Here is a 19,248-nt window from a genome sequence, read left to right as displayed (position 1 = left end):
AGGGCCGGGAATCGTGAACCATGGCCTAACTGGGTCATCGCCTGCGCTCGGTATCGGCCGCGCGGGCGGATTCCAGAGCCGACATGAGACGGTGCGCGTTCCTGGGCGACGCCAGCAGGTAGCTTGTTTCCATCAACGAGTCGTACTCGGCTTTCGACGTCAAGACCGCGGACCCACGCTTTGACACAATCTCTACTGCGGTGCGGTCGAGGTGGACTCGTCAATGAAACTGTCAAGGTTGCGCCGGGCTTCGCTCGCTGTGACGGCCACACCCGCCTCCTGTTCGTACAGAAATGCTACTGGTTGGCCTTTGTTAGGTTCTGGACAAGCATCGGATTGGTAATTCATATCGCGAAGCGGAAAGTTCGACGAACTCCGTGGGGAGCGAGCGGAACATTAGCCACATGAAGACTTGCCTATGCCCGCGCCAGAGGTTATTCGGTTACGGAACGTGGTTGAATTTAGATTCAATGTGTAGTTCCTGATCTCCCTCGGACCTTTTGCGATAGCCGCTAAGAACACGTGTTCTTAGCGGCCAGGCGCAGCAGTCGAGGCGAAGGCTGCTCGGCATGCCGCAATTGTCCTCGGTGTCATCATGGTTTCCTGTGCTGTAGGGAGTGCCCGCACGCTTTCGCGATGGCTATGCAGGCGGACGGGACCATAGCCGGCCGAAGGAGGTACCACTCCCTCCTCCTCAGGTTTAGGCTCGGGGCATGGCGACATGGAAGCCGGACCCCCTGTGGTGGGCCCGCTTGCGATCTGTCTACTCGGGCTGACAGTGGCGAATCTGATTCTGATCCTCGTATCCGCCCCCGTCTGGGCGCGGTTAATCCCCGCATGGCTGTACATCCTTTTCTTTATTGTCGCCATGCCGGTGCTCCTGCGGCGGCGCGCGCTACCTAAGAGGGACAGCACTAGCCAGTCCCGGAGACGCACCCCGTAGGTTGTGGTCATGCCATTTCCCGGCAATCTTCAAGTACCGCGGAGCCATCCCGATCTGCCGGCAGCCGCCTTCCACAGCACCCCGGTGCAGCCCAAGTGCGTCACCTGCCGTTTCGACGATTATCTGGACGGCAGCGGACGCCAGACCACGGGCCCGCGTAGGCGCCATCCGTCCAGTAACCCAGACCTGCACATCGGAACGGTCCACGCACGATGCCTGCCAAGTTGAATCTGCGGCATGGACGTCGCCAGCAATAACCCAAAAGGGAACCCTCGACCCCGGCCCGAGCGCCTGTTCCCGAAAAAAGAATCCGGCGGGTCGAGGTTCGCTACGCCAACGTCCCGTCGCGGCTCTGTCGCGGCGAAGCAGAGGTTAGCTAATACCGGGGTCTTCGTGTGGTGTGGGCGCGGGATCAGTTGCCCAAGTGGGGCAGGATAGGAAGCATGCGATTTATTCCGAAGCGTCAGGCATCGACCGCTCGCTCGGTGTCGAGCACTCTCAAGGCTGATCCCGAGGCGGTGGAATCCGCCACCGGACCCGGAGTGAAGCCGCAGGAACCGCGCGGGATTTTCGCCGCCGGCGTTGACCGCACGGCTCTGTGGACTGGACGGGCCGTTGTCATCGCTATCGGTTTAGTGCTGGCCTGGTGGCTGGTCCGTTCGCTGTGGTCGGTGGTTTTCCCGACGATCCTGGCCCTGCTGCTGGCCAGCATCCTGTGGCCGGTGAACCGCCTGGCCCGCCGCCTCATGCCCAAGGCGCTGGCGGCCTTTGTCACCGTGCTCGCTGCGCTGGCTGCCGTCGTCGGAGTGCTGATACTGGTAATTCCGTCGCTGGCCTCGGGAACCGCGGGGCTGGCCGGGAAGGCACGCGAAAACCTCGGGCAGATCACCCAGTTCCTGGCCGGGCCACCGTTCAATCTTGAAAACGCGGACCTGAATTCCCTGGTGGACAGCGCGGTATCCCAGATCCGCGAGCACGCCGGAGACATCGCCTCCGGGATCACCACCGGACTGGGGGCCATCACTTCGGGCACCATCATCTTTGTGCTGGTCCTGGTCTTCACGTTCTTCTGCCTCAAAGACGGCGACCGCTTCCTCGCTTGGACCAGCCGATGGACGGACGCCAAGGTCTACGTGCACGCCGCCGCCGTGACCTCCCGGGCCTGGCAGACTCTGTCCGGCTACATCGCGGCGCAGGCCGCCGTCGCCCTGGTCGATGCTGTCTTCATCGGCGCCGCCCTTTTCATCCTGGGCATTCCGCTCGCCTTGCCGCTGACCATCCTGATCTTTATCGCGGCCTTCATCCCGGTCGTCGGTGCGGTGGCAACAGGTTTGCTCGCCGCCCTGATCGCGCTGATCTCCCACGGCTGGGTCACGGCCCTGATCGTGCTCGGCGTGGTGATTGTGGTCCAGCAACTGGAGAGCAACCTGCTGCAGCCGTTCCTGGTGGGAACTAAGCTGAAGATCCACCCGGCCGTGGTGCTGGCCTCGGTAACAGTCGGCGGCACCCTGTTCGGCATCGTCGGAGCTTTCCTATCGGTACCAACAACAGCGGTGGGAATTGTGGTGCTGCGTTATCTGCGGGACGTAGTCTTCCCCGTCCAACCGGAAGGGGAAGCAGAGGTAGACGGTTCTAACAGCAGCCGGCCGGAAGCCAAGGCAACCGTGGCAGGCGCGCAGGGCTAACCGCAGACCTAACCCGCCGCACCCTCCAGCGGCCAGGTGTGCACCGCCCCGTTGGTATGCATGTTGTGCGAATTCTGCCGCGTCATCTCGGCCTGCGCTGCCGGACGGTCCAGCCCGCCTCCTACAAACAGCCGCAGGGTCTTGATCTGCCAGCTGGCGCCGTTTTGTTCCGTCTAGGCGCGGGCGCGCAGGATCTCCATGTACCTGTCGATCAGATCCGGGCCCACACGAAGATCGGCCAGTCCGTCGGCGGCCAGCGGCAGCAGGCGGCGGACAATCAGCTCCACCACCTCGAATATCTCCGACACGGAAGGTGGGTTGAATTCCGCTTCAATGTCTGACGGTCTGCCGGCTTGCCCGGAGTGCCACGAGGCGTTCACCTACGAGCAGGGCCCCTTGCTGGTGTGCCCGATGTGCGGCCACGAATTGTCAAAAGACTCGGCCGAGACCACGCCCGAGGCCGCTTCGGTCAAGGATGCCGTGGGCAATGTGCTAGCCGATGGTGACACGGTCACAATCGCCAAGGACGTTAAGGTCAAGGGCGCCGGTGGCGGTGTCGTGAAGGTCGGCACGAAGGTGCGTGGCATCCGACTCATGTAGGACGGCGTGGGCGATCACGACATGAATTCGACAGTTCCCGGGTGTGGGCGGATGCAACTGAAGTCCAGCGTGGTGAAGAAGATCCTCTGACGCGCGGCCATCCAGTGGGTAAGGGGTTTCGTCGTTGACGAGCCTGTTCACGGTACGACACCCTGACACGCAGGGATGAAGTCGTCCTGAGATTTCGTATCCTCGATGGCTCCAGCGCGGGCAAGATATTTAGTCGGACTGCTTGCGCAGTACTGCCCAGGCTTGGAAACCGCCGATGAGGTCGGTCGCACAGGTCAGGCCCAGAGGACGGCTCAACGTCGCACAGCCCGCGAAGCCCGTAGCCCCAATCCCCTTAGAACAGCGGCCAGGGCACCGCAGACATCTCACCGCTCGGAGCCGGAAACCGCTCTGCCAAGCGCAACCGGGCGCAGCGCTCCGCGAGCGAAGCGATTTCTTCGGCGCTGAGCAACTCCGCCAGGTTTCGGCCCAGCCCACCGTGCAGTCCCTCGCTGACACGATCTATGCCGTCGCGCTCCTCGGCGGTCAGAGCGTCTCCCAACCATCCCCACAGCACCGTGCGCAGCTTGTGGTCACGGTGAAAGGTGAGCCCATGGTCCACGCCGTGCCGGTGTCCGCCCGTCATGGCAAGAATGTGGTCGCCTTTGCGGTCGGCGTTGTTGACGACGATGTCGAAAACCGCCATGCGTCTGAGCGCCGGCGAGTCTTCGTGAACGAGGGCGACCATCTGTCCGCTCTCGTCACGACCCTTGAGAACGTGTTTCCAGCCCGTCTCCGGCACCCGGTCAGCGGCGACCAGGTTCACGGCGCTTTGGGCGGAGTCTTGCTCCTGCCAGAGCTGCACCATTCCTTCGCCCAGTGGACCATCGCGGAGCCAGGTGTGCGGCACGACGTCCCAGCCGAAGGCCTGCGAGACCAGGTAGGCGGCCACCTCCCGGTGGGCCAGGGTGCCGTGGGGAAAATCCCACAGCGGACTTTCGCCTGCTATCGGCTTATAGACGACCACCACGTCGCCGATGCTGCCCAAAAATGTCGCGTTTGAAGCCGTCGTGATGCGGCCGGTGAGCTCCAGTTCGGCGGTCACCAGGTCCGGCGCTGGCATCAGGCCTCGGGAAGGGGGCAAATGTGCCCGTCGGCGTCTATGGGGTAACCGCAAAGCGGGCACGTCGGACGTCCGGCGGCCACGACCTCGCGGGTGCGCTTGGCGAATGCGCGGGCGGTGCCGACCGGCATTCGCACCAGCAGCATTTCGGCCGCCTCAGCGTCGCCCTCATCAGGCGATTCGTCGTCGTCGGCATCGGCGTCGGTGATGGGGTAGGCCTCGATGACGACCTGGGCCGTCGTCGGGTCCCAGCCTAAGCTCATGGAGCCGGTGCGAAACTGCTCCTGAACGGCCTCGAGTTGGTCATCGTCGACAAGTTCAATGGGAGTACTCGTGGGAACGCTGAAGGGGTTGCCCTCCACGGTGATGAGCTGGTCGAGAATTTCGTCGATCTTCTCCGCGAGCAGGGCCGACTGCTGCTTCTCCAGGGCAACGCTCACGATCTGCGTCCCCGAACGCACCTGGAGATAGAACGTCCGCGCCCCCGGAAGGCCAATGGTGCCAACGACGACCCGATCAGGCCAGGCGAACTCGTGAACACGTGTAGGCATCTCACAATCTTAGGTCATGAGGTTCATGGCGCCTTTTGCCCCGCACCGCCGCCCACCGGTGCTTCGGCAGAGCCGATGCCGTCCGCCAGCCACGAGAGATCACCGGCGTCGGTGTTGGTCGCGTAGACGCTTGGCCGACTAGCGCCGTAGTGAACGATCGATACGGACGCTGGGCCCACGTTGATACGCTGGAACAGGTCAAGGTGCATGCCGAGCGCGTCGGCGAGGATTGACTTGATGATGTCACCGTGACTGACCGCAACCCACACGGCCCCTGGCCCGTACTCGGCCTCAAAGGCTGCATCGTGGCGTCGAATCGCTGCCACCGACCGTGCCTGCATCGCGGCCAGGGATTCACCGCCGGGAAAAACGACGGCGGACGGTTGCGACTGCACGACCGGCCACAAATCCTCGGTCGCGAGATCACTGAGCTTCCGGCCCTGCCACTCGCCGTAATCACACTCGGTGAGATCGAGATCGATCGGCGCGTACGGCGAGCCGGCCTGGCGATCGAGGATGAACCGGGCGGTCTGCCGACAACGCTCCATAGGGCTCGACACCACCCCGGCTACTGGCACGGCCGCGAGACGGTCTCCGGTCAGGGCCGCCTGATCGCGCCCGATCTGGTCCAGGCAGACGCCGTCGGCCCGACCGGCCAGCAGTCCCGTGGCATTGGCTGTGGTGCGGCCGTGCCGCACGAGAATAACTGTCGCCATCCACCCAGCTAACCACCCGCTCGATGGCGGCGTGAACCGCGCAGGTCGCGCGTCGAACAAACAAATAAAGCATTCATAAAGGGACAGACCAACCTGAGGTCTGCGTCCACGTCGAACTGTGGACAAAGTTTGACTGGTTGTGTACCTATTGAAAGGCCGAGCAGCAGACGGGCGTGCTTACCGGATCTGTCGGTGAGTTCCAGCCTGTTCCCACGGCTTCGGACGCATCCACCATCCACGCGGGGACTCTGGAGGCACGTTGAAACTTTTGCTTACCTCAGGCGGCGTGACGAACCCGAGCATTCACTCTGCGCTCGTGCAGCTTCTCGACAAGCCGGTGTCCCAGTGCCGCGCCCTGATCGTCCCGACAGCGCAGTGGGGTCACCCGATGTGCGGACCGGCATCGGTGCGGAACCTCCTGGCCGCCGAACACGACTTCCGTCATTTGTCCGGCTTGGGCTGGGCGTCGCTCGGCGTTCTCGAGCTCACTGCGCTGCCCACCATTGGCGCGGATCGGTGGGTCCCGTGGCTTCGGGAGACCGACGTGCTCTTGGTCGACGGCGGCGACGCGACCTACCTGTCCCATTGGATGCGGGAGTCCGGAGTGGCCGAGCTGCTCCCGTCACTTCCCGACACGGTGTGGGTGGGGGTGAGTGCCGGAAGCATGGTGATGACGCCGCGGATCGGAGAATACTTCGTCGAGTGGCCGTCCGCTCCGGATGACCGGACTCTGGGGGTGGTGGATTTTTCAATCTTTCCGCACCTGAACGCTTTCCCGAGCAACACCCTGACCCACGCAGAGCGGTGGGCCGCCGACATAGGTGTCCCTGCCTACGCCATCGACGAACAGACAGCGATCAAGGTCGTCGACGGCTCCGTCGAGGTGGTTTCCGAAGGACAGTGGAAGAGGTTCGTGTGATGGGTGCCCGGCATGTGTGACGCCGCGTGGCTGTATAGGACGTGGCCGGGCATTGCAAATGGTTTGTTGGGGGGAGACCGAGGGGACCCACAGGTTGTTGCAGGGAATCGGCGCCGGGACGTGAAATCATGCGGGCATGACCGACAAAACGGATTCGGCCACCCTACGGGAAGCTGTGGCATCGAAGAGGAATCAGTACCTGTCACTGAAGAGATGCACCGCGGCATGAGGGCGAAAACCTGGACGCTGCCGCTGCTGGTGGCCGTCTTCGCAATTGCCGGCTGCGGCCCCGGTGAGGAGGTGGCGGCGCCAGCACCCTGCGGCGGCGTCGCCAGCATCGAGGACGGCGGCTTCTGGGACATTATCGAAAGAACGCGCGCGGCCTCGGACGGAAGCATCCAGAGGCAGGCGACCGAGCTGAAAGAATGCCTGTCGGAGCTTTCCGCCGACGAAGTCGCCGCGTTCGACGCTGAGTTCGTCCGCCACAACCAGGGGCTGTATTCCTGGGATCTCTGGGGCGCGGCCTTCGTGCTGTTGACACTCTGCGGTGACGACTGCTTCACGGATTTCCGCAGCTGGGTCGTCGCCCAGGGCCCGGACTACTACGAGGCTGTCCGGGATAACCCGTCTGCGCTGGCAGACGGACGCCTGACCGACCAGGAAGAGGTGGCCGAGGCCGAACTTCTCTCCTACGTCGCCTCCGACACCTACACGCACCTCACCGGGAGGAAAATCTGGGACGACTACCCGGACCATCCCGGCGTCTTCGACGTCGACGAACCCGCAGGCAAACGATGGAAGGAGCCCGACGTCGATGCCATGTTCCCGGAGCTGACACCGCTGCCGCTGGAATGACCTGGCTACGCCGGTCCAGGCTCCCTGAGTGAAGCGCTCCCGCGCCTGCGGGTCGCGGATTCGCCGCGGCGACGGTGCCTTGGACTGTCACTCTTCGGGGAAGCGACGGACGATCATCGGTGGAAAGGCTTGTAGCAGGACAGTACGAAGGTTATTGCTGTTTTTCCATTGACTGACGTCGAGGTCGGTGCTTCGTCCCCGGCAGTCCATCAGCGCGATGCAGCCGCAGCTGCGGTCCCCGACGAGGGCGACGTCGGCGAGCTTGATGGCCTTGGAGCTGCCTGACCGATGTTTGACGAGGTGGGTGTCGGTGAGCTGCAGGCGGGTCCTCGTGGTCTTGCTGCGCCATTCCCTGTTCTCCGTGCCTGTAGTGTCGGCTTGCCGGGGTTCCCCGTAGTCGGCCTGCCATATTTCATATGGATCGACCGCCAGTCCGAGATTTCTGGTGTCTTTCTTTCGGAGTTTCACGTCGCGGTCGACGGCGACGATGAGGGACTGCAGGCTGGTTTTCAACATCGCTGTCAGGTCAGCCGAAGTCATGCTCGTTGCACGGTCGAGCAGCTCCTGCCGGGCAGGGGTGGTTCTCCCGAAGAAGCCGTCGTGGGCCACCTGGTCCAGATAGCTCACCGGGACCGTGTCATCCCAGGCGTTCTCCGCCTCGTACGCCTGGCGGGCGCAGTCGATGGCGGCCTGGCTGAAGCCGGACGCGGCAATAGCGCGGAGGGCCTCGACGCTTTCGTTGAGCGTCTGACCGGTGTTTTCCTCGATCGGGTCCAGCACAAGCTCAAGCTGGAGGGACCCGCCATCGAGCACAGTTGTGATTTTCTCGATGGAGTAGATCAGGCCGCGGTCAAGACGCAACCGTCTATTCAGCTCATAGGCCAGTGCCTCGGCGAGAAGCCCGGCGTCGCGGCGGGGAACGACCAGCGACAGGGCGACGCCGGCCTTTAGCGATTTGACCAAGGTTGGCGCGGTGATGACCGGGGCCGGCTGGTCTCTGACTACAGGCACGCCGGGTGGAAGCCGGACGTCCAGGGAATCTGGGATGGGTCCGGTGAAAGTCAGCGCGGCGTTGGCCCACGTGAACCATCTCTTGACCCAATCGATGGTCTCATCCATGCTGATCCCGATGGTTCCGGGTGCACCGAACTGGCCAATCCCTGGCCCGCGCGGGCCGAATCGGTAGGTCAGCAGCCCCGCCGACACCTGGTGGAAACTGCGCGGGTTCTCTGCCTGGATAATGGCCTTCTCCAGAATGAGGTCCTTCTCCGACAGCGTAGAGAAGTTCCTGATGACTTCGGCGAGGGCATTGAGGAAAGCGGCAACGGCCTCGGGCTTTCCGGAAGCATGGAACTCGGTCGTGTTCGTATCAACCGTGCCCCCGTGCTGCACCGTAACCGGTTGCACCTGGCGCAGGACGAGATGTTCGACCAGATGCGTGATACCGGCCAAAGGAGCTGGTTCATCACGTAATCCAAGGCCGAACACCAGCACGCCCGTACACAGCCCCGGCTTATCGAGCCAATAGGACTGAATGCCGTTGTGTTCGGTGCTATTGACCGTCTGCATCATAAACGAATTCTCCCAGCGCTTTAGATCCTTACATCAGGCAGACGGCACTCAGCTGTTACCGCGATAGCTGGCCTTCGGAATGGTACGAGACATGCTATTGCTCGGCCTTAGTAGCCAGGTCCCTTCGTGAGGAAATACTTATTCTTGCGGAGGCGTGGCGCCCGCCCATCCCAGATCCCAGCCGGGGTTGTGCTCCTTATAGAACGAGCAGGAAGTATTGAAGTACCCTTTGAGGGGCCTGTCATTGCCAAGCTTGGCCGGACCAACTATTTCCTTGCGCCAAACTTCGTCCGGGTCTTCGACGTGCTTCCGGTAATACGGAAGGTCCTCCCAATCGGACGTCAGTCTGTGAAAGGCTGCGTCGGCTGCCGCTTCGTCGCCCGCTGCCTCGGCGGTCAAGTACTCATCCTGCCACGCGCACAACCAATAGAAGGCAGCGACGCCTTCACCAACGCCAGCTGGTGCTACGTAGTTATCCTCCATGTATAGGGGAGGCAGAGTGTTAGGGAAGCTGACGCCGCCGGGAAGTGCTTCAGGGAACTCGGACGCTGCCTTCTGGTACTCGGCCATGAGTTCCTTGGACTGCATGGTCAGTGGCTTTCGGGTCTCCTCTGACGCCGACGGCATTGCCATTATCGCCGGACCTGAAGAACCGGCTGGTTTGCCACAGGACATCAGCATGAGGGAACTAGTGAGGACACCTACCAAACCCAAAGAAGAAGTCAGCTTGATCATTAGATTGCTTCCCCTCGCAACGTAGGAATAGTGATTCGTGCGCCCTTTCCCGCGACTATGTCCGGAAGGAAAAGGATCGCAGGGGATCTGTTTGTGCTGCCACAGCGACCTACCTCACTCTAGGCGCGGAATCCTATAGAAGGTTGGAGTGAGGGCGTTGCGAAACAATAACTTCCTACAATAGCCTGACAATGATTATGGCGCGAAATGATGGCATCGCCACTTCGCATCAGTGCCCTGGCATGGGACCGACGGTCGGCTTCGCAGCTGTCCATGCTGTCTCTGGAAGATAAGGACCACACCGCAGACGCGTTTTTGACCCGACAAGACAGCCGTGTCCGCAGCTGGAATAATTCCCCGGCAGAATCAGGTCAGCACCTGAGCGAAAAGTTCTGGATACCGGTCATCAACAAGGTCCAAAGATATTGCCTCATCCAAACTGAACCATCCGAAGGTGTCGTGTTCATCGGGTGCAGCATTGATAATCTCACCTTCCCAAACGTCAACCCTCCATATTTCCTGGAATATCTCGGCATCTTCGCGGGTCAGTAGCGGATTCCCAACAGGCAGAGTGATTTCTATACCCAACTCTTCTCGAAGCTCACGCACAAGCGCTTGACGGCTATTCTCGCCTGGCTCAAGGTGACCTCCCGGGAAGTCCCAGACATTGGGATACCGTCCCTTCGACGGTGATCGATGCACGAGAAACACTCGGCCTGCGCGTGTTAGCACGCCACATGACACGTAGTGCACCAGAGATTCACCCATAAGACGAGTTTACGAACGGCCCCGCCCGTGGGTGACACGTCTGGTACCCGAAACGTGAACGTTCAGCGGGCGTTGACGGACCTTGCGGCGGTTTGGGGCAGTGGCAGGGCCATGAGGACTTTGTCTTGGTCACCTTCCGGAAACCACCCAGACGGACTCTCACTGGAGCAGAGGCATGATCTGGAACGTCACTAGGTATACACCAGGACACCGAGCGCGCCTGTCGCGCCGATACCGATCGCGGCACCAGAGAGAACCTTCCCCGCGGGCTGCCGTGCGGCCCTGGCTCCAAGGATCAGAGTTCGGGCGTACCGAAGCCGCGGCTTCAGCCTTCGCTTGTGACGGGATTCTTTAGGATTGCAACTTCAGTTTCCGGGGATGTGGTTGGTGGCTGATTCGTCGTTGACTGGCGGCTCGACGCTGTTTTGTAGCTGCCCAGTTAGCCAGCAGCCGCAGTCCGTCGTGGGACGCGGAGCCTGGTTCCGCGGAGAACACGAGCATCTGGAGAGTTCGGTCGGAGGCCAGGCTGCTGACCCGTGGGCACGACGTCGCCCCGATCCCGGGCACCCGCCGGGTCTTCCGGGTCGAGGAGAACACCGCTGCCGGCTGCATCGAACTCACCGGAGACCAGCTGGAGCGGCTGAACAACCTGCGGTCTGCCGCAGGCGAACGCCATGATGAAGCCAACATGGCCTCCATCGACCGCTGATCCCTGGCCGTGTCCCGCGAAGGCGTCCCGGTACCAAGAAATGACGACAAACACTGCTGGTTCAAAGACCCCAGCCGCTGCACCAATCCAGCTCAGGTGTCGTCTGGGGTTGCTTCGTAACGATCCGGTCGGGATCGTGTTCGGCGGCCCTTAGCGCGTGCCCCGCTCTGTTGGTAGAGCGCCAGCACGACGGTCAGCACGGCCGCGGCCGCGATCTGCTGCCACTCTCCCTCGAACGCCTTGAGCTTATCCGAGGCGGAGGCGTTGAAGGATCCGTGAAGGAGGCCGACGATGAGGATGCTTCCGCCCGTGCCCAGATACACCATGCCCGCCAGGAGCCTGAAAATCGGGGCGAAGAGGAACAAGACCGCCCAATTGAAAAGCACCTCCCGGACGGGCGTCCCGGTGAAGCCCTTATCCGCGAAGGCGAGGGGGAGATGGATCAGGGCAAAGGGTACGGCTGTCAGCAGCGAGCCGGCGATCAGGCCCCACCGTTCCATCAGCCGGTGCTGTACCACGGCGGTCCAGGCCAGTTCCTCCCAAATATTCGCCAGAACAGCCCCGACGAGGATGGTATTGAGGAAATAGTTGCCCGTTTCAGCGGCCCATCCGGCTTCCGGTTGCCGAAAAGACCCGGTTGCCGCGGCGATCAACAGGGTCAGCACGGGTATGGCGAGCAGGGCGGCGATATACCAGCCGACGCCTACCCGCCAGCGGACAACCTGCCGAAAAAGGTCCCGGACGGCCTTCCTGCCGCCCCAAGCTCCGGTAACCAGGACCGCAGTACCCGGCAGGATCAGCAGCTCTGCCAGGAGCCCCGGCAAAACATTGCCCAGCACAACGATCGATAGCACCTGCGCTGCCCACGTCAGCCCGATCGCAATGACCACGAAAGCAGTTACCGGATGCCGGGCGATCAGGCGTCGCGCATGGCCTCCGCGGCGAGAGGGCGGCGGTTCGGCTCTCGAAGAATTGTTAGCCATGCTCACCCCATTCCATGATCAAGCGGCCAAACCCGGCTCCCGGGCACTGCTGACGGGGCGTCCGCTAAGGGGGCGGGGGAATCACGAGCGGGCGGTATGGCCGACACTTTTCTCCGCTGCCGGACCTGTGTCAAGCGCTGAAATCCCACTGGCCACGCTCACCGGAAACATCCCCGGGGCGCGAACAGCCAGGTCATTCGGGGTCTGGGCGCCTGCGGCTGCGCTTGGTCTCGGAGCGCAACCGTTTTGCTTCGAGCCGGCGGCGCCGCGAGCCAGCCGTGGGCCGGGTTGCCCGCCGGACGACGGGCGGAGTCACCGCGTCCCGCAGGAGTGCTACGAGGCGTTGCCGCGCCGCAGCCCTGTTTTGCCGCTGGGAGCGGTGCTCGGAGGCGCTGATGGTGAGCACCGTGCCCGAGATTCTCTCGGAGAGCCTGGCGACGGCCCGTTCGCGTTGAATCTCGCTGAGGGCCGTTGTGGTGCCCAGATCGAGACTGAGTTGAACACGTGAGTCGGCGGTGTTGACGCTCTGGCCGCCCGGGCCCGAGGCTCGGGAGAACTGCTCGACCAGCTCTCCCGCCGGCACCCGAAGGCCGCGGGGCGCGCCGGGGCCCGGGGGCACAAACAGGTCGTCCACACGATTTATTGTGCCGCAACTCCGACGCGGCGCAGTTGGCAGGGGGCTTCTTTTTTGTCCCCTCGGCTCGCTAGCATGTCGCGCATGGCCATCAAACTGGAGAACGTCGGTATCGCCGTCCGCGACCTCGAAGCAGCGATCGCCTTTTTCACAGACCTCGGCCTGACGGTCCTCGGCCGCGACACGGTCAGCGGTGACTGGACCGACACCGCCGTCGGGCTTGATGGCAACCACGCCCACATTGCGATGCTCCAGACCCCGGACGGTCACGGCCGGCTCGAGCTCTTCGAATACCTCCACCCCCAAGCGATCGAGTCGACGCCCACCCGCCCCAACGAGATCGGCATGCACCGGGTCGCGTTCTCCGTCGATGATTTGGACAAGGCCCTTGAAATAGCCGCGAAACACGGCTGCCGTCCGCTTCGCGGCGTGGCGGCCTACGAGGACGCCTACAGGCTCACGTACGTCCGCGGTCCGAGCGGCATCATCGTGATGCTCGCCGAGAAACTGAAGAAGAACTGACGTGTGCCGGTGTCGCTGCCGGCCCAAGTAAGGACCGTGAAAAGGCGGAACGATCATGGGAACCCTCGCCTATGTCGCAACAACGTCCATCGACGGCTACGTCGCCGATGCCGACGGCGATTTCCAGTGGACGGGCCCGAGTGATGCCGTGTTTGCTGTGCACCTCGAGCGCATGGCCGAGATATCGACCGAGGTGCTCGGGCGGAAAACCTATGCGTTGATGGGGTACTGGGACACCTATCCGGACGGCGAGGACCGTCCTGCGGCTGAGCGGGAGTTCGCCCGGCGCTGGCGGGACCTGGACAAGGTCGTGGTGTCGTCGACCATGACGGCCGAAGAGCTCACCTCGGACCGGGCGCGCATCGTGCCGCGCCTGAGCTTGGGAGAGCTGCAGCGGATCGTGGAGCGCGCGGAGGGTGTGGTCCAGATCTTCGGGCCCACGGTTGCGGCAGACGCGATCCGTGCGGGCATGGTTGACGACTTCCGGTTTTTCGTGGTGCCGAAGATGGTGGGCGGCGGCCTGCACGCCCTGCCCGACGACGTGCGCCTCGACCTCAGCCTCGCCGAACACAGAATCTTCGACAACGGCATCGCGTACCTGCGATACGTGCCTCGACAACCCGCGACGGCACGGTAAGGATGGAGTGGTGCCTGTCATCGGATTCCATGCATCCCACGAACAGATTTCGCCCGCCCAGCTGCTGCAGGACGTGAAACTGGCAGAAGAAGCGGGTTTTGACGCCGCCATGTGTTCGGACCACATCGAGCCGTGGTCCGCGCGGCAGGGGCATTCCGGCTTCGCCTGGTCCTGGCTCGGTGCGGCGCTGGCCACCACCGCGCTGCGGTTCGGCGTCGTCACCGCCCCCGGCCAGCGCTACCATCCGGCCATCATCGCGCACGCCTCGGCCACCCTGGCCGTCATGTTCCCGGGGCGGTTCTGGATGGCGCCGGGCAGCGGCGAGAACTCCAACGAGCACATCACGGGCGACGCCTGGCCCTCCAAGGACGTGCGCCAGCAGCGGCTGGAGGAGTCCGTGGAGGTGATCCGCCGCCTGCACGACGGCGGGGAGGTCACCCACCGCGGACTGGTCACCGTGGAGCACGCCCGGATTTGGGATGTGCCCGAGCCCAAGCCCGAGCTGATCGCCCCCGCCATCAGCGTGGAGACCGCCCGCCGCGCCGCGCGCTGGGCGGACGGGCTGATCACCGTCAACCAGGCGCCGGAGCAGCTCAGGAAGGTCCTCGCCGGTTACCGGGACAATGGCGGACGCGGGAAGGCCGCGCTGCAGGTGCACTTGTCCTGGGCGCCGTCGGAGGAGGCCGCCGTCGACATCGCCTTGGACCAGTGGCGCTCCAACACGTTCGCCCCGCACGTGGCCGCGGACCTGGCCACGGCCGGCCACTTCGACGCCGTGAGCGAGCACGTCGGCGAGGACCAGCTGCGCACGGCGGTCAACGTATCGGCCAGCACGGGCCGGCATGTGGAGTGGCTGCAGGAGTACCTGGACCTGGGCTTCGACGAGCTGTACCTGCACTTCGTGGGCCAGGAGCAGCGGCCCTTCATCGAGACGTTCGCCGGCGAGGTCCTGCCGAAGCTGCGCTGACGGACTCGACCGCCCGGACGGAAAGCGAGGAGAAGCCAGTGAGGATTACCGACACTTCCGACCTGTGGTGGAAGACGGCCGTGGTCTATTGCCTGGACGTGGAGACGTACTTCGATTCCGACGGCGACGGCGTGGGCGACTTCGCCGGCCTGGCGCAGCGCGTGGATTATCTGGCCGAACTGGGCGTCACCTGCATCTGGCTGATGCCCTTCTATCCGACGCCGGAGCGGGACGACGGCTATGACGTCACGGACTTCTACGGCGTGGACCGGCGGCTGGGGGACCACGGCGACCTGGTGGAGTTCCTCCGCACCGCCCGGGACCGCGGCATGCGGGTCATCGCGGACCTGGTGGTCAACCACACCTCCGACCAGCATCCGTGGTTCCAGTCCGCGCGCCAGTCCACGGACAGTCCGTACCGGGATTACTACGTGTGGCGGTCCGACCCGCCGCCGGACACCTCCCGGGAGGTTGTGTTCCCGGACCAGGAGCAGTCCATCTGGACCCAGGACAAGCCCACGGGGGAGTGGTATCTGCACCGCTTCTACAAGCATCAGCCGGACCTGAACGTGACCAACCCCGAGGTCAGGAACCATATCGCCAAGGCCATGGGCTTCTGGCTGGAGCTGGGGCTTGACGGTTTTCGGGTGGACGCGGTGCCCTTCTTCCTTGAAACCACCGGGCAGGACGGGTCCGGGCTGCCGGATCCGCACGAATTCCTGCGGGACCTTCGCCGTTTCCTGAGCCGCCGCCGCGGCGGTGGAATCCTGCTGGGCGAAGTCAACCTGCCGTACGAGGAGCAGCTGACCTTCTTCGGCGGCACCGACGGCGACGAACTCAACGTGATGTTCGACTTCATCGGCATGCAGAACATGTACCTCTCCTTGGCCCGGCAGGACGCGGGCCCGCTGGCGAAGGCCCTGCAGGGCAGGCCGGCCATCAACCCGGACAACCAGTGGGCTACCTTCGTGCGCAACCACGACGAGCTGACGCTGGACAAGCTCACCGAGGAGGAGCGCCAGGAGGTCTTCGCGGCCTTCGGGCCCGAGGAACAGATGCAGCTTTACGGCCGCGGACTCAAGCGCCGACTGCCGCCGATGCTGGGCGGGGACCCGCGCCGGATCAGAATGGTGTATTCGCTCCTGTTTTCGTTGCCCGGCACCCCGGTGCTGTATTACGGCGAGGAGATCGGCATGGGGGAGAACCTGGACGCGGAAGGCCGCCTGGCCGTCCGCACCCCCATGCAGTGGACGAACGGTCCGAACGCGGGCTTTTCCACCGCGGAGCCCGGACAGCTGATCTCGCCGCTGGCGGACGGCGGCTTCGGCCCGCAGTTCGTCAACGCCGCCCAGGCCAAACGGGACCCGGAGTCGCTGTGGAACTTCATGGCCACGCTGATCAAGCGCTACCGCGAGTGCCCGGAGCTGGGCTGGGGGCACTTCGAGATCCTCGACCAGCCGGAGAAGCCCGTGCTGGCCCACCGCTGCACGTGGGAGGAGTCCAGCATGGTCCTGCTGCATAACCTCTCGCCCGATCCGGTCACCGTCGCGCTGGACCTGGCGACGGAGGACCGGCCGGCGGAAATGCTCCGGACCGTGCTGCTGGACCTGCTGGGTGACGCGGACGTGAAAATCGCCGAGGACGGCACCTGCACCCTGCCCCTCGAAGGGTTCGGCTACAAGTGGCTGCGCCTGCAGCATCCTGGGGACCGGCGGCTCCCGTAGGTCGGCGTGAACGACGACGGCGCGGGAAGGCGTCGGCGACCCACTGCTTCAGGGTCCAAACACCATCCCTTGAACTACGCCCGCTTGACCGTTCTGCAACTGCAAGTAGACCTACCGCTGACGAAGGGCAGGCATTATTGTCGAGTCCCGGTATTGTCCGCAGGCGCTGAGGGGTGCCTACTGGTGGGAGGAGCCCGAACTAGCGGATGGCTTGCCGAGAGGTTGTGTCCATCCTCGAAATTGCGCCTGTACCAAAGCAGCGGCAGGCGAGGCTCCGGATAATAAACCACTGGAGGTAACATGTTCGCTCGAATCAGCACTTACCGAGGCAGCCAGGACACTACCAGCGGGCCCCCGGAGGAGCTCGTCAAACGGGTGCTGGAACTCCCCGGTTGCCGGGGCTTTTATTTCATGAACGGGAAGGGGAACGGCAAATCCTTATCCATCGCGCTGTACGACACGGAAGAAAGCCTGGCTGCAAGTAAGGAAAAGGCGAAAAGTCTCCGGTCTGAGGCAAGCAACTCCCTGGCGTTGGAGATCCTCGAAGTCGAAGAGTACGAAGTCGCCACCGCCGAGCTCAACGACTAAGCGCATGCAGGCGGTCGGATGATCGATCAGGGTACGGCCCTGTGGCGCGGGCTGTTCGGGTTCATGAGTGAGTGCTTGCGGCTGTACAGCAGGTAGATGACCAGGCCGATGATCAGCCAGATCAGGAAGCGCACCCAGGTTTCCCAGTCGAGCTGCAGCATCAGGAACCCCGAGGCCAAGACGCCGAAGGCCGGGACCACCGGCATCCACGGCAGCCGGAAGGTCCGCGGTACCTCCGGCCGGGTGCGCCGCAGCACGATCACGGCGACGCAGACCACCACGAAGGCGGCCAAAATGCCGATGTTGGTCAGGTCGGCCACGGCACGGATGGGGAACACCCCGGCCAGCAGCGCTGACGCGATGCCGGCGATCCACGTCACCCGCTGCGGGGTGCCGTGCCGATCCGTCGCCGCGAACCAGCCCGGCAGCAGCCCGTCGCGGCTCATCGAGAACCAAACTCTGGTCACGCCCAGCAAGAAGGTGAGCATCACGGTTAGGATCGAAACAACGGCGAAGGCGGCAATGATCGTGGCCACGACCGGCAGCCCGACCGACTCGAAGGCGGACGCGAACCCCGCGGTGGGGCTGATGTCCGCGTAGTTCTGCATTCCGGTCAGCACCAGGGTGGCCAGCACATAGAGTGTCATCGCGATCGCCAGCGACAGCAGGATCGCCTTCGGCATGTGCTTCTTGCCGTCTACGGATTCCTCCGCCGCCGTGCTCATCGCGTCATAGCCGAAGACCGCGAAGAATACGGTGGCGGCTCCCGCCAGCACCGGACCGAATCCGGAGGGCATGAACGGGTTGTAGTTGCCCGGGTTCACGAAGAAGAAGCCCAGCCCGATGATGAAGAGGATCAACAGGATCTTCAGCCCCACCGCTATCAGTTCGAACCGGCCGAAGGTGCGGGTCCCGCGGCTGAGGATCCAGGTGATCAGCAGGCAGACCACAATGGCCGGCAGGTTGACCAAGCCGCCCTCGACCGTGTCGGCGGTGCCCTCCATCCACGCCGGGACCTGGACGCCGATGCCCTCCATAAAGGCGCTGAAATAGCCCGAGATGCCGATGGCGACGACGGCGACGATGGCCGTATATTCCAGCAGCAGGTCCCAGCCGATAAACCAGCCGATGACCTCACCCAGGGCCACATAGCCATAGGTGTAGGCCGAGCCGGCAAACGGGATCATGCCCGCGAATTCCGCATATGACAGGGCCGCCGCCGCGCTGGCCAGGCCTGCAATGAGGAAGGAAATGAGCACCGCCGGTCCGACCGGATCCGCGTCGGCGCCGCCGTTGGCCACCAGCCCGGCCAACGTGAAAATGCCGATGCCGATGATCCCGCCGACGCCGATCGCGGTCAGCTGCCACACGCCCAGGCTTTTGGACAGATGGCTTTCCCCGCTCTCCTCCACCAGCTCCGTGATCGGCTTGCGCCGGAGAAGGGACTGGGAACCGCTCCAATTAGCCATGCCAGACTCCGATGTTCGCGCCTGCATCTGCGGCCGGAGCCTGCGCCAGGGGCGGCTCCGCCCCGCCGATGCCCCGTACGTGTCCGAGTATGGACCGCGCGCTGCCCGCAGGGAATACCTGACCGGCCCTAACGGGCGAAACCGGCACACACCGGCCCCGGTCTGCCCGTGGCAGGGTAACTTCGAGACATGGACAAGCCTAAGACCGTGGACGAGTACCTGGCGGCGTTCCCTGCAGACGCCCGCACGCTGCTGGAGGAGCTGCGGTCGCTGAGCCGCGGGCAGGTTCCGGAAGCCGAAGAGTCCTTAAAGTGGGGTTCCCCGGCGTACTCTCTCGACGGCACCATCATGTTTGTTTTCGCCGGATACAGCCGGCACGCGAACATGGTTTTCACTCCCGGCACCCGGGTGGCGTTCGCCGACGAATTGGCTGGCTTCCGGACAGGCAAGGGATCGGTGCAGCTGCCCTACACGCAGCCTGTGCCCGCGGAGCTGCTGGGGAGGATGATTGCCCACCGCGTCCGGGAGTTCCGGGAAGACGGTGTCCTGTGGATGTAGGG

At 63.8% G+C, this 19,248-nt stretch carries 20 protein-coding genes and 1 pseudogene; 10 read left to right on the top strand and 11 right to left on the bottom strand.

From position 1 onward, the window contains the following. Positions 1-34: 34 nt before the first annotated feature. Positions 35-187 (bottom strand): type II toxin-antitoxin system Phd/YefM family antitoxin, encoded by a 153-nt coding sequence (locus tag AC5RVZ_RS19570; protein WP_494049631.1) that lies wholly within the window; start codon positions 185-187, stop codon positions 35-37. Positions 188-1,338: 1,151 nt separating this feature from the next. Here AC5RVZ_RS19570 and AC5RVZ_RS19565 point away from each other — a divergent pair. Continuing rightward, positions 1,339-2,628: an AI-2E family transporter gene (locus tag AC5RVZ_RS19565; protein ID WP_494067386.1), complete on the top strand. Its 1,290-nt coding sequence runs from the start codon at positions 1,339-1,341 to the stop codon at positions 2,626-2,628. A gap of 173 nt (positions 2,629-2,801) precedes the next feature. Here the strand turns inward: AC5RVZ_RS19565 and AC5RVZ_RS19560 are convergent, their stop codons facing one another. Next, positions 2,802-2,936, bottom strand: a complete 135-nt coding sequence (locus AC5RVZ_RS19560; RefSeq protein ID WP_494067385.1) for a hypothetical protein — start codon at positions 2,934-2,936, stop codon at positions 2,802-2,804. A gap of 25 nt (positions 2,937-2,961) precedes the next feature. Here AC5RVZ_RS19560 and AC5RVZ_RS19555 point away from each other — a divergent pair. Continuing rightward, positions 2,962-3,318 (top strand): annotated as a pseudogene (locus tag AC5RVZ_RS19555) (zinc ribbon domain-containing protein YjdM). A 253-nt stretch (positions 3,319-3,571) separates the two neighbouring features. On the opposite strand, the gene AC5RVZ_RS19550 reads toward AC5RVZ_RS19555, so the two are convergent. The 3 genes from AC5RVZ_RS19550 to AC5RVZ_RS19540 are packed head-to-tail and all read right to left on the bottom strand — an operon-like array spanning position 3,572 to position 5,606. Beyond that, the gene (locus AC5RVZ_RS19550; RefSeq protein WP_494067384.1) at positions 3,572-4,339 is read right to left on the bottom strand and encodes an SCO1664 family protein; all 768 of its coding nucleotides are present in this window, start codon (positions 4,337-4,339) and stop codon (positions 3,572-3,574) included. Beyond that, positions 4,339-4,890 carry a DUF3090 domain-containing protein gene (locus tag AC5RVZ_RS19545; RefSeq protein ID WP_494067383.1) on the bottom strand — a complete coding sequence of 184 codons (552 nt, stop codon included), beginning with the start codon at positions 4,888-4,890 and terminating at the stop codon, positions 4,339-4,341. Before AC5RVZ_RS19545 ends, AC5RVZ_RS19550 begins: the two co-directional genes overlap by 1 nt. A gap of 23 nt (positions 4,891-4,913) precedes the next feature. After that, on the bottom strand, positions 4,914-5,606 hold the full coding sequence (locus AC5RVZ_RS19540; RefSeq protein ID WP_494067382.1) for a histidine phosphatase family protein: 693 nt from the start codon (positions 5,604-5,606) through the stop codon (positions 4,914-4,916). A gap of 259 nt (positions 5,607-5,865) precedes the next feature. On the opposite strand from AC5RVZ_RS19540, the gene AC5RVZ_RS19535 reads away from it, so the two are divergent. Further along, positions 5,866-6,525, top strand: a complete 660-nt coding sequence (locus AC5RVZ_RS19535; protein WP_494067381.1) for a Type 1 glutamine amidotransferase-like domain-containing protein — start codon at positions 5,866-5,868, stop codon at positions 6,523-6,525. A gap of 213 nt (positions 6,526-6,738) precedes the next feature. Next, positions 6,739-7,380 (top strand): DUF4240 domain-containing protein, encoded by a 642-nt coding sequence (locus AC5RVZ_RS19530; RefSeq protein ID WP_494067380.1) that lies wholly within the window; start codon positions 6,739-6,741, stop codon positions 7,378-7,380. A gap of 87 nt (positions 7,381-7,467) precedes the next feature. Here AC5RVZ_RS19530 and AC5RVZ_RS19525 read toward each other — a convergent pair whose 3' ends face one another. The 5 genes from AC5RVZ_RS19525 to arfB form a co-directional block, all read right to left on the bottom strand. Continuing rightward, positions 7,468-8,952: a M16 family metallopeptidase gene (locus tag AC5RVZ_RS19525; RefSeq protein ID WP_494067379.1), complete on the bottom strand. Its 1,485-nt coding sequence runs from the start codon at positions 8,950-8,952 to the stop codon at positions 7,468-7,470. A gap of 138 nt (positions 8,953-9,090) precedes the next feature. Then, positions 9,091-9,687, bottom strand: coding sequence for a hypothetical protein (locus AC5RVZ_RS19520; RefSeq protein WP_494067378.1), 597 nt, complete (start codon positions 9,685-9,687; stop codon positions 9,091-9,093). A 366-nt stretch (positions 9,688-10,053) separates the two neighbouring features. Beyond that, positions 10,054-10,455, bottom strand: coding sequence for an NUDIX domain-containing protein (locus tag AC5RVZ_RS19515; protein ID WP_494067377.1), 402 nt, complete (start codon positions 10,453-10,455; stop codon positions 10,054-10,056). An 801-nt stretch (positions 10,456-11,256) separates the two neighbouring features. Beyond that, positions 11,257-12,054: a CPBP family intramembrane glutamic endopeptidase gene (locus AC5RVZ_RS19510; RefSeq protein ID WP_494067376.1), complete on the bottom strand. Its 798-nt coding sequence runs from the start codon at positions 12,052-12,054 to the stop codon at positions 11,257-11,259. A gap of 286 nt (positions 12,055-12,340) precedes the next feature. Beyond that, on the bottom strand, positions 12,341-12,781 hold the full coding sequence (gene arfB / locus AC5RVZ_RS19505; RefSeq protein WP_494067375.1) for an alternative ribosome rescue aminoacyl-tRNA hydrolase ArfB: 441 nt from the start codon (positions 12,779-12,781) through the stop codon (positions 12,341-12,343). An 84-nt stretch (positions 12,782-12,865) separates the two neighbouring features. Between arfB and AC5RVZ_RS19500 the strand changes: the two genes are divergently transcribed. The 5 genes from AC5RVZ_RS19500 (at position 12,866) to AC5RVZ_RS19480 (ending at position 17,219) form a co-directional block, all read left to right on the top strand. Beyond that, the gene (locus tag AC5RVZ_RS19500; RefSeq protein WP_494067374.1) at positions 12,866-13,303 is read left to right on the top strand and encodes a VOC family protein; all 438 of its coding nucleotides are present in this window, start codon (positions 12,866-12,868) and stop codon (positions 13,301-13,303) included. 55 nt (positions 13,304-13,358) lie between these two features. After that, positions 13,359-13,940: a dihydrofolate reductase family protein gene (locus tag AC5RVZ_RS19495; protein WP_494067373.1), complete on the top strand. Its 582-nt coding sequence runs from the start codon at positions 13,359-13,361 to the stop codon at positions 13,938-13,940. A gap of 10 nt (positions 13,941-13,950) precedes the next feature. Continuing rightward, positions 13,951-14,907: a TIGR03885 family FMN-dependent LLM class oxidoreductase gene (locus AC5RVZ_RS19490; RefSeq protein WP_494067372.1), complete on the top strand. Its 957-nt coding sequence runs from the start codon at positions 13,951-13,953 to the stop codon at positions 14,905-14,907. Between the two features lie 38 nt (positions 14,908-14,945). Then, the gene (locus AC5RVZ_RS19485) at positions 14,946-16,631 is read left to right on the top strand and encodes an alpha-amylase family protein (protein ID WP_494067371.1); all 1,686 of its coding nucleotides are present in this window, start codon (positions 14,946-14,948) and stop codon (positions 16,629-16,631) included. A 300-nt stretch (positions 16,632-16,931) separates the two neighbouring features. Further along, positions 16,932-17,219, top strand: a complete 288-nt coding sequence (locus AC5RVZ_RS19480) for a hypothetical protein (protein ID WP_494067370.1) — start codon at positions 16,932-16,934, stop codon at positions 17,217-17,219. Between the two features lie 26 nt (positions 17,220-17,245). On the opposite strand, the gene AC5RVZ_RS19475 is transcribed toward AC5RVZ_RS19480, so the two are convergent. Next, the gene (locus tag AC5RVZ_RS19475; protein ID WP_494067369.1) at positions 17,246-18,688 is read right to left on the bottom strand and encodes an amino acid permease; all 1,443 of its coding nucleotides are present in this window, start codon (positions 18,686-18,688) and stop codon (positions 17,246-17,248) included. 189 nt (positions 18,689-18,877) lie between these two features. Between AC5RVZ_RS19475 and AC5RVZ_RS19470 the strand changes: the two genes are divergently transcribed. Further along, positions 18,878-19,246, top strand: a complete 369-nt coding sequence (locus tag AC5RVZ_RS19470) for an iron chaperone (protein ID WP_494067368.1) — start codon at positions 18,878-18,880, stop codon at positions 19,244-19,246. Positions 19,247-19,248 lie beyond the last annotated feature (2 nt).

It is taken from the genome of Arthrobacter sp. Cza30 (genome assembly GCF_059090765.1).
The sequence above is the reverse complement of the archived record's forward strand: the minus strand, read 5'-3'. Positions and strand labels throughout refer to the sequence as shown.